General features: G+C 62.3%; 7 protein-coding genes. 1 reads left to right on the forward strand and 6 read right to left on the reverse strand.

Annotation, left to right across the window (positions count from 1 at the left end; translation table 11 throughout):
- The 6 genes from MJ797_RS15950 to MJ797_RS15975 all read right to left on the reverse strand — a co-directional run.
- Positions 1–1,390 (reverse strand): hypothetical protein (locus MJ797_RS15950; protein ID WP_239335623.1); only part of this gene is annotated, 1,390 nt, incomplete at its 3' end.
- 723 nt (positions 1,391–2,113) lie between these two features.
- Positions 2,114–2,428, reverse strand: coding sequence for a transcriptional regulator (locus MJ797_RS15955; RefSeq protein ID WP_131746931.1), 315 nt, complete (start codon positions 2,426–2,428; stop codon positions 2,114–2,116).
- A complete protein-coding gene (locus tag MJ797_RS15960; RefSeq protein WP_131746932.1) occupies positions 2,425–2,820 on the reverse strand; it encodes a type II toxin-antitoxin system RelE/ParE family toxin in 396 nt (131 codons plus the stop codon). Before MJ797_RS15960 ends, MJ797_RS15955 begins: the two co-directional genes overlap by 4 nt.
- A gap of 794 nt (positions 2,821–3,614) precedes the next feature.
- Positions 3,615–3,812, reverse strand: coding sequence for a hypothetical protein (locus MJ797_RS15965; RefSeq protein WP_239335625.1), 198 nt, complete (start codon positions 3,810–3,812; stop codon positions 3,615–3,617).
- Positions 3,813–4,339: 527 nt separating this feature from the next.
- Entirely contained in the window at positions 4,340–5,041 is a 702-nt protein-coding gene (locus MJ797_RS15970; RefSeq protein WP_239335627.1) for a hypothetical protein, read from the reverse strand.
- Between the two features lie 304 nt (positions 5,042–5,345).
- A complete protein-coding gene (locus MJ797_RS15975) occupies positions 5,346–6,254 on the reverse strand; it encodes a restriction endonuclease (RefSeq protein ID WP_255739042.1) in 909 nt (302 codons plus the stop codon).
- Positions 6,255–7,146: 892 nt separating this feature from the next.
- Here MJ797_RS15975 and MJ797_RS15980 point away from each other — a divergent pair.
- Positions 7,147–9,195 (forward strand): NACHT domain-containing protein, encoded by a 2,049-nt coding sequence (locus tag MJ797_RS15980; RefSeq protein WP_239335631.1) that lies wholly within the window; start codon positions 7,147–7,149, stop codon positions 9,193–9,195.
- Positions 9,196–9,486: the final 291 nt, after the last annotated feature.

Raw genomic sequence — 9,486 nt, forward strand, 5'->3', positions numbered from 1 at the left:
AAGTGATGAGAAAGTCGATGCGTTCGCGGATTAGTTTATAGAAACTCTGGTCCCTGGGATGCCGATCCTTGGCCTCCAGTCTCTCCTCTGCTAGCTGGCGCAAGTCTTCGTCGTCTAGAGCGATGATGTAGCCTCGGCCATCTTTAGCGGTATCTTTGCATCGCCGCAGAAATAGATCTTTATTTTGCGCAGCTCGAAATACGATAATACCGAACCATCCGCGACTATCCGAAAAGCGTCCACCTATTTGATCAAGCTCGGGGTTCTCGACTTCCCGGGTGTAATTTTTGCATTCGACTGGGATTACTGCTGCGCGATAATTGCTGGCCAGCCAGTAGAAGGTCCCTTGACCCGCAAGGTTATCGAAGGTGATATCAATCCTCTTGCGACCCTCATGAATCTCCTTTTCCAGGACCATGTTACCTAGGTAAGGGTAAAATAGCGCGGAGAGAAGGTCTGCGCACTTCCGATGGTAGACAGTCGCCGACGGATTACCTGGCGGTACTGCAAGAAGATTGTCTAGTAGCGCTCGATAGTCCGGCAGAGGAGTTCCTACCCGCCGCCTCAAGTCATCGTGAGAAAGTGGTGGCGCCTCGGATTTGGTCAATGACTTTTTGTACGAGCGTAGGGCATCTGGAAACTGCTCGGTATATCGTACGATTGCGAGCTTGGTTGCAGGGTATTTCTCTCGCAACTTATCGCGAGGTACCCTTGCGCCTCCATCCTTGAGAATCGTGACGAGAGGGGTCTTTGCGTCGATCTCCTGCGCTTCCAATAGCGGAGCAAGGTTGCGATTATAGTACTTATCCGAATCGACCGTTAGCCTACCGCGTACGATCGATCTCGGCACCAATAGGAGCGTCTCGCCGTTTGGGCACGGCAGCCGCTCGTAGCCCTCCTGCCATTCGAGGGCATCAGGGTTCCAAACGAGGCCGGTATAGGCGTGCTCCATGTCGATACCGTAGAATTCACACGCGTGCTGGGTGTACCCGATTAGCGCGCCGCGAATTACGTTCGTTGTGATGTCACTAATGATGTCTGGCCCAATTCCGTCGATCAACAGTGCGGTATCCTCAAGGTCCGACAACAGGCCAGAGCGCGCCGCTGCACTATTTCTGACGGCATCCAGGAACTCTAACGATTTTGCGTTTCCGAGGCCTCGCCCCCGAGATCGACCGCGCGACCAGCCGAGGTGCGTCTCATTGGGTTCTGTGAGTCGCGAAATTAGCCTGGCCGCGCGGTCGTCATCCCGACTCGCTACAGCGTCCAGAATCTCGGCAAAGAACGACTGGATGAGCGCCTGACAGGTCTGAGACCATTCGCTTTCCTGAGTTCGAATAGCCGTAGGATCAATGAAAGTCGGAACGTCGGTATCGATGTGCACATCCACAAAATGTAGACTCGGTTGTGTCCGGCCTAATTGGTAATACTCCGAAACTCGCACAACTCCCCCAAGGTCATCCGCAGCCCAGAACCCGAAGAATAACACGAAGATGGATCACAAAACCGCCTAAACACCAACTGCAGTCTCGGAACCGGCAGGGGTCTGCATGAGCGGTCACCGGCGCAGGTAACAGACCGGCGGAAGCATCGGAAGACCGAGGTGGTCGGCTCGCGGATCCGAGGAGAGCTGGCCGGCAGCGGGTGCCCAAGACCGCCCATCTCGCTGGGAGACCTCAAGATCCAGACTGGAGCTGTCTCGCCGCCGAGGGGCAAGCCGAAACGACCAGCGGTCCAGCCAGCGGGTCGCCGCCGTGCGAACATCGGAGAGATGCTCGGCGGAGGGCGATCACCCGACTCTCTGTGAGCACCGTTCGGAGGTCCGCCCTACTGCATTTGTACTGCAACGGGAGTGGATGTCCGCGGACGCCGGTGGACGTCGCCGAGCCTGTGATCTGCACCGGCGGACCACGGTGGACGTCGATGGACCCACTGCCGAGGGCTACGGATCAAGAGGCTGGGGGTTCGAGTCCCTCCGAGCGCACGCTGGTTGAGGCAGGTCAGAGCCCCGCAGCCGATCACACGGCGCGGGGCTCTGGGCTTTCCCGGGCTCAAGTACCGCAGTTCGTACTGCAGTACTTGACGTCAAGGCCTCGGCGCGCACGGCAGTGGATCAAGCGATCTGACGGAGATCGTTTCCGTAGTCGAAGATGATCCGCATCCGAGCCCCCAACGCCCGGGCGTAACGGCTCAGCGTCGCGACCTCATTCACATCAAGATCGCCGTTCTCGATCTGGCTTACCCGGCCCGGTGAGACGCCCATCAGGTCGGCCACCTGACGTTGCGTCAGGCCCAGCCGTTTCCGCTCCTCAGCAAGATGGAAGGCGCTGACCCATGCCTCGGTGCGCGCCCGCTCGGCGGCGAGCGCGTCGTCATCCCCGTCATGCAGTTCGGCGCGGATGTCGTCCCAGTCGTGAAACTCGCTCATGAGTCCTCCCGCCGTTTCCTCTCGAAGGCCAGCCACCCGTCGTAGGCGACCTCTGCTGCGGGGATGGCCGTCTTGTACCACCGCGACCAGTCGCCAGCTTTGTTCCCCGCGACCAACAGCACGGCCTGCGACCATGGATCGAAGACAAAGATCACTCGGATCGCGACATCGCGGCCTGACCGCGGCCGCAGCTCCTTGAGGTTGCTGATCGTCGACCCTTGCAGAGTGTCGACGAGCGGACGCCCGAGCCCGGGCCCGCCCTCGGCGAGCATGTCGATCGCCGCGTTGACTGACCGATAGTTGCCCGGATCCAGCCGGCGCAGCGAACGCAGCCACTCCCGCACCTCAGACGTGGCCTTGATCGTCCACCGGTGAGGCGGCGTCGCCGACATGAGTCAACTATAGCTCGAACTAAACATGGCGCATCGCGATCCGAAGCGGATGCGGCGGACTGACAGCCGGGGCGACAGCCAAGCCGGTAGTCGAACGCATGGACGCCCACAGGCACCCGTGGACGGACCCCACACGAGTCGACGGACGCGGCGGAGGTCCACGACGCCAACGGAAGATCAAGATTTAGCTAGGGATCGAGGGTTCGCACCCGCTTGCTGTGGCCCCCGAACCACCGCCGTCCGCCCCGAAGACCAAGCCACGACGGACGGCAGCCTGGTTGGCAGCCAAGCCTGCCGACGACTACGGACGTCGGCGTATGTCCACGGACGAGGGCGTGCCCGTGACCTGCACCGACGGACGCCGGCGGACATAGACGGACGAAGAACACGGCAGCTCATGATCCATCGCTTGATCGTCGCGCCGTCGAGCCAGCCTTTCTCCCTACTCCTCCCTTGCAGCCAACGACGTTAAAAGATGTCGTGGGTGCCGACTTCCAGCCAGATGATGTGTGGCTCATCAGCTCTCTTGGAGGGTCCGTAGGCGAACGTGACGCGACCGTCGGGTGCCCATGTCATTTCATACACCCTGGTCGGGTCCGCACACCCTTGACACGCAGCCCCTTGCGGAACCCACCCCCCAAACGAAGATCGGCAAGAAACATGTCTCGTGCACGCAGGAACCGCTCGCGCTGAGCAGGAGTCAACTGACGGTACATGTCCAGGAACCGCATAGTCCGCTCGAACGTGGGCATAACCGGCACGGTACCGGCCTGCTCACGGAGCAGAACCAGCGGTCAGGCCGTGCGGGGATACTCGATCAGGTCGCCGACGACGGCAGCCCGCAAGTCGGCGTCGAAGTCCTCAATGCTCTCGAACAGCTCGGTATGACCGGCGTCAGCCTCAGCCAATGCCTCGTCGAGCGCTGTCTGCGCAACAGAAGAAAGATCGACACTCTCAACACCGACCAGGGCGACCGGCACCTCGTAGTCCACCTTGGCCTCCGTCGGTGTCCTTCTCCCCCGGGTACGGGGAGAATCTTCCTGCAACTCCCGGCGAGACGGACTACCGTCACCCATCTCGACAGGCGTGTTGAAGACCGTCCTCTACGGTACCACGCAATACAACATCTAGATCATTAGACGGCCCGGAGAGGACGGGATCCACACCCTGCGGGGGTACCCAAGACCACCGGCCGGCGGAATGTCATGCAGCCACCTGGATTTCGGCCGGGACGCCGCTTACCTTCCGTCACCGACACCGACACCGAGAGCGGTGCCGTACTGCAGCTGTACTGCAACGGGGTAGACGTCCGTAGACGGCGGTGGACGGTCCCGAGGCTGTGACCTGCACGGACGGACGCTGGTAGACATCCATGGACATATCGCTGAGGGCTACGGATCAAGTACCCAGACAGTGCCGCGCGCTATAGATCATCATGACCAGTGGAGAACAGTCACGATGAGGTCGCTCCGCTGCCATACCGGTCGGATGTCGCATCGGCACCCCGCAGCCTGAACGGTCACGCTGTTCGGGGGAAGACAGTAGACATCCACGACACGAGAAACAAGCCGAGGCCGGTTGCTTCTACAGGCAGATTAGCAGGATGTTTGGCCAAGGCAAGATTCGAAACTTCCTTAATCACTGCTAGTGAAGACCGTAGTGCCCAATCTGCAACTTTCGGAGTCTGGAGCAAATTCATCCAGGACATATTCGCGTCACCAGCGTCGTACGTCAGACCCTTCCGTATCAAGTCGGATACAATTTTTGATCGATGCTCGACTTTACCCTTATCGCCCACCTTATCTCCTTGCTTCAGATGGAGATGCAGGTTCCGCAAGTCGATCAGACTTGAAAAATCTTGATACGGCGAGCCTCCCAAATCCACCGCATTCCCGGTCAGAATAATCGTGGCGAAGTTGTATTTCGCCTGAACCGTTGCATGACTTCTTTCAAGCTCTATAAGGAACCGCGACAAAACACCGTACGCATGCAGGAACTCTGTCGTTTCTTGGTCGAAAGATGAGATTTCCGCCAGCTCGTTTATAAACCCTTCTGCTGCGGCAGTCGACATCGCAATACAAACGGTGGTGTCGGCTGTTAAGGCATATGGCTCACTCTCCACAGCCTTCCATGCACGATCCCGCGCGTCGTGCGCAAGGAGCCAGAGACTACGAGAATGACTAAAGAAAACCCTTCCGTGCCTGGCTTCTTCGGCCCCCACAGGGCTCCTCCTCTCGCCAGTTCCCTATCTCCGGCAATAAGTTCACGCTCCATGTATGACGATCCGAGCCGCCGCTGTACTCCAGTTGTACTGCAACGGGGGTGGACGGGGGTGGACGTCCGTGGACCTCGGTGGACGGTCCCGAGATTGTAGCCTGCACCGATAGACATCAGTCATCCTCGGAAGCGTCTTCGCAGGTCACGGGCCCGCAGAAGGCTCAAAATGAAGAAGTTATTTCATTACGAATTCTAAGACTGCCGGAAACCGTGTGAACACCATTACCACCCCGAAGAGAAGTAGTTGATCAAACATCTACGAAGAACTGGCGCTCCACTGTGATCGACTCCACCATCTCGGTCTTTACACCGATACTGTGCTTCTTCAGAAGATCGCAAAGGGCATCACCATCTATCAGATCTATCGGAGGAGCACCCGGGCGTGTCGCCTCTTTCTTGGCTTCGGAACTGAAGGTTCCGGTCGTGATCAGAAGTCCTTTATCTCCCCGTCCCGCCATCGCGCCGCGGAAGTCGCGTACCGCGCTCGGTGGCACATTCCCACGGTACCGCTTGCATTGGAAGAAAACGGGAAAGCTTACCAACGACATCCGGTAAAGGCCGAGGCCGTCTATTCCACCATCACCACTACCGCCCGTGACCTTCACACTGATGAAGCCGGCTTCCCGCAAAAGCCGCTGCGCCAACCGCTCGAATCCATCCGGTGCCATCGCCATGATTACATCGAGAAGTTGTTCTCGCCATTTTTCTTCGTCATCTGGACCGTTGTTCGTCTCAGTGTCGTTATCCTTCTGGCCGTCCCTCGCACTTGTCGCAGAACGTCGGTCTGCCCGCTCGCGCTGGCGCTTGCGGCGAGCACGTACGTGTAGCTCCTTGATTTGACTTTCTTCTACCTGCCGCCCCGGCTCAGTAAGGGTCCAAACTCCCCGCGCACTGTTATCAACAAGGTCCATCAGCCGTAGGTAGGTTCGCGCCCATGCTAAACGATACTCGATCTCTGTCCTCGGACCATCACCGTGCAGGATGGCCTGCTGTTCAGACGTAAAATCGCCCTGTTCTACAACACGTTCGTTGATTTCTGACACGGAACCTGATCCTCCCAGGCTCCGCAACGCTCGTATGGATGGCCACAAGAATTCGGCGTACGGCGGCACCGTGTTTTCCACTGACGCCAAAGTGCCTCCCCACGTACCAAGCATTCCGGGTGCGGACAGAACGACTGCCCTGATCGGGTCGGTAGGACCTTATCATCCGGATCGACCAGTCTCGGAGATCGGGGAGTCTCTCTCCGCACGCTCCGTTGCAGGAGCGCCGGAGAGCTTCGTACTGCAGTTGTACTGCAACCGGGGTGAACGTCCGTGGACGCTGGTGGACGGTGCCGAACCTGTGACCTGCACCGGCGAACGTCGGTAGACGTGGGTGGACGGTCCGCCGAGGGCTACGGATCAAGACGTGGTGCGAGCCGCGCCCCGTACCACGACATCCACGGGAAGAACCGGGGCCGACAGTCCATGCCGCGGCCGGAGTCCCAACGACGAGCGACATGCCGAGCCGCCGCCGCGACCGGCGGCATGCACCGTTCGTGGTCATTCCGGCTACGCCCCGAGCGCCTTCGCCGCCGACCACAAACCCCGGGCCCGCTTGGTATCCGTCTCGGACATGAGCAGGTGGTGCCGCTCGCTGTCGGCCTGCCCACGTGCGTGGACGTGATTGAACGCCGATTACGTCGGCGTTGTATCCACCTCCGTCAGACCTCCAGAGAATCTTCAGGTAACCGCGTGTCTCCATGGGTATGCGCAAGCAGATCCCAAGGCACGCAGAGTGCGGGTGGTGACGGATACGCGAACCTGACCTTGACACACGTTCCGTCGTGAAAGGCCACGATCCGGCCGGCTTCCCCCATGGCGATCACGTGGTGGCGTGGTCGTGGCCGAATCACCAGCTTTGATCAATTGTTGACGCGGTCTTCTACACCTCGTGACCGACATCCACGATGATCGCCATCATGGTCATGGACAGGCCGCACCGACAGGTAAAGTCGGAGCGAGGCCGCGGTCACGCCTGAGCCGCGTCCGTGGATGATTGCCCACTATGGGTGGGAGCACGGGGAAAGGACGGATCCCGTCCTGGCTGATCCTGATCGTGGCGACGCTCGGCGCGGGCGCTGTCGCCCTGGCCAGCGGCGACAAGTGGGCTGGTCTGCTGGCTGTGGCAGCGCTGGCACTGGCATGGGCGGCCTACCGCGCCGATCGCGGGGACAACCGGGCCGGCGACATCGACATGGCCCCGGTCGCCGATCGGCTTGCTGACCAGCTGACAGCCCAGTGGTCCGCGGAGGCCCAGCGTCGGGATCTCACCCGACCTCTCCTGGCGGTGTCCTGGCAGCCGGCCGATGCGTCGCTGGTCCAACCATGGGCCTTCCTCCAGCGGCTGGCGACAGCGGGCGTCGGGTGGACCCGCAGTACTCCCGCGGGGGCAGGCCCGCACGAACTCGCCGGCACCGGCAGCGACCTGGCCACGGTGTTCGACCAGGTACCGACCGGCCGGCTGGTCGTCCTCGGGGAACCCGGATCCGGCAAGACCGTGCTGCTCCTGCGCCTGGTACTGGACCTGCTCGCCCGCCGAGACGCTGGCGGACCCGTCCCGCTGCTGGTCCCGGTGGCCTCCTGGAACCCCGACCAGGACGGCCTGTACGACTGGCTGGAAACCCAGATGATCCGGGAACATCCCTGGCTGGCCAGCACCTCAGCGACCGGCGTCAGCCGCGCCCGCGCCCTGCTGACCGCGGGGCTGGTCCTGCCCGTCCTCGACGGACTCGACGAGATCCGCTCCGGTGGGCGGAGCCGAGCCCTGGTGGCCATCAACGAGACCCTGCGCCATGGCACCGGCGTGCTACTCAGTTGCCGGACCACGGCGTTCCGTCACGCGGTCCGTCCCGGCCCGCTCCGCCACCCCGTCCACCTCGAAGGCGCCGCGGGTATCCGGCTCACCCCCCTGGACCCGGCCACCATCGCCACCTACCTCACCGAAACCGCGGGGGTGGACGGGCCGACCCGCTGGGCGCCGGTCCGTGCCGCGCTGGCCACCACCCCCGCCCCACCGGTGGCGCGGGCGTTGTGCACCCCGCTGATGGCCAGCCTCGCCCGCACCATCTACAACCCCCGACACGCCAGCTCCACGCTCGGCCTGCCCAACCCCGCCGAGTTATGCAACAGCACGGAACTCCCCACCCGCACCGCCGTTGAGGAACATCTGTTCGACGGGCTTATCCCTGCGGCGTACCGGCCCCGCTCCACGGGCGGGAATCGCTGGACCGCAGCCCAGGCCACCCCCTACCTGATCTTTCTGGCCCGCCACCTCGAACATCGCCTCCACACCACCAGCCTTGCCTGGTGGGAACTCCCCCGCGCCGTGCCCCGCGTTGTCATGTTCCTCGCGTTCGGGCTCGCGGACGGGCTCGTGGGCGGCCTCGTGCTCGGGCTCGTGGGCGGCCTCGTGCTCGGGCTCGTGGGCGGCCTCGTGCTCGGGCTCGTGGGCGGCCTCGCGCTCGGGCTCCGCAGTTCCTCCCCACATCAAATCATCCTGCGATGGCCGCGGCTCTCCGATCTCGCGGGCTGGCTCGCGGTCGGGCTCGCGGGCGGGCTCGCGGTCGGGCTCGTGGCCGGACCCGGGGGCGAGCCCGCGGGCGGGCTCGTGTTCGGGCTCGCGGTCGGGCTCGTGCTCGGGCTCGTGTTCGGGCTCGTGTTCGGGCTCGGGCTCGGGCTCGGGCTCGGAATGGGCACCGCTGTGGACACGCAACGGGCGGCCGACCCCGAGGCTGTGCTAACTCAAGATCGTTCCAATGGGCTTGCGGTCGGGCTTGTGTTCGGACTCGGGTTCGGGCTCATGTCCTGGCTCCCGGTGGTCGGGCTCACGGTCGGACTCACGGTCGGACTCACGGTCGGACTCGCCTCGGCATGGGGACACTTGGGCATCGCCCGTCTCTGGCTGGCCTGCCGCGGCCACCAGCCTCTCCACCTGATGGCCTTCCTCACCGACGCCCACGAACGGGGAATCCTCCGGCAAGCCGGTGCGGTGTGGGAATTCCGTCACGCCAACCTGCAACGCCGTCTCGCCAACCACCAGCACCATCAGACGTGAGTTGGCTGGAGGGTTCCCTGGAGCGGTTCCGCTTCCGTAGACGACAGAGCTGAAGTTCACTGTCCACGAAAGTGGGAAACCTTCAGGCGGCCGGACTGACAGCCACGGTGACAGCCAAGCCGGCGAACGGCCACGGACATCGGCGAACGTCAACGGACGCACGCCCCCTGGTTGGCGGACGTGGTGGACGTCCACGGACGCCAGCGGAAGATCCAGATGAAACTGGACGTTCAGGCGTTGAGGCGTTCCAGCAGGAGCTTGCGCGTGGCGTTCGCGTCAGCCTGGCCCTTC

The sequence above is a fragment of the Protofrankia sp. CiP3 genome (assembly GCF_917627345.1).
GTDB lineage: Bacteria > Actinomycetota > Actinomycetes > Frankiales > Frankiaceae > Protofrankia.

Bases quoted from the DNA above. Each gene is read 5' to 3' on its own strand.
- MJ797_RS15980 (WP_239335631.1), top strand. From the start codon at position 7,147: ATGGGTGGGAGCACGGGGAAAGGACGGATCCCGTCCTGGCTGATCCTG.
- MJ797_RS15975 (WP_255739042.1), bottom strand. From the start codon at position 6,254: ATGCTTGGTACGTGGGGAGGCACTTTGGCGTCAGTGGAAAACACGGTG.
- MJ797_RS15955 (WP_131746931.1), bottom strand. From the start codon at position 2,428: ATGAGCGAGTTTCACGACTGGGACGACATCCGCGCCGAACTGCATGAC.
- MJ797_RS15960 (WP_131746932.1), bottom strand. From the start codon at position 2,820: ATGTCGGCGACGCCGCCTCACCGGTGGACGATCAAGGCCACGTCTGAG.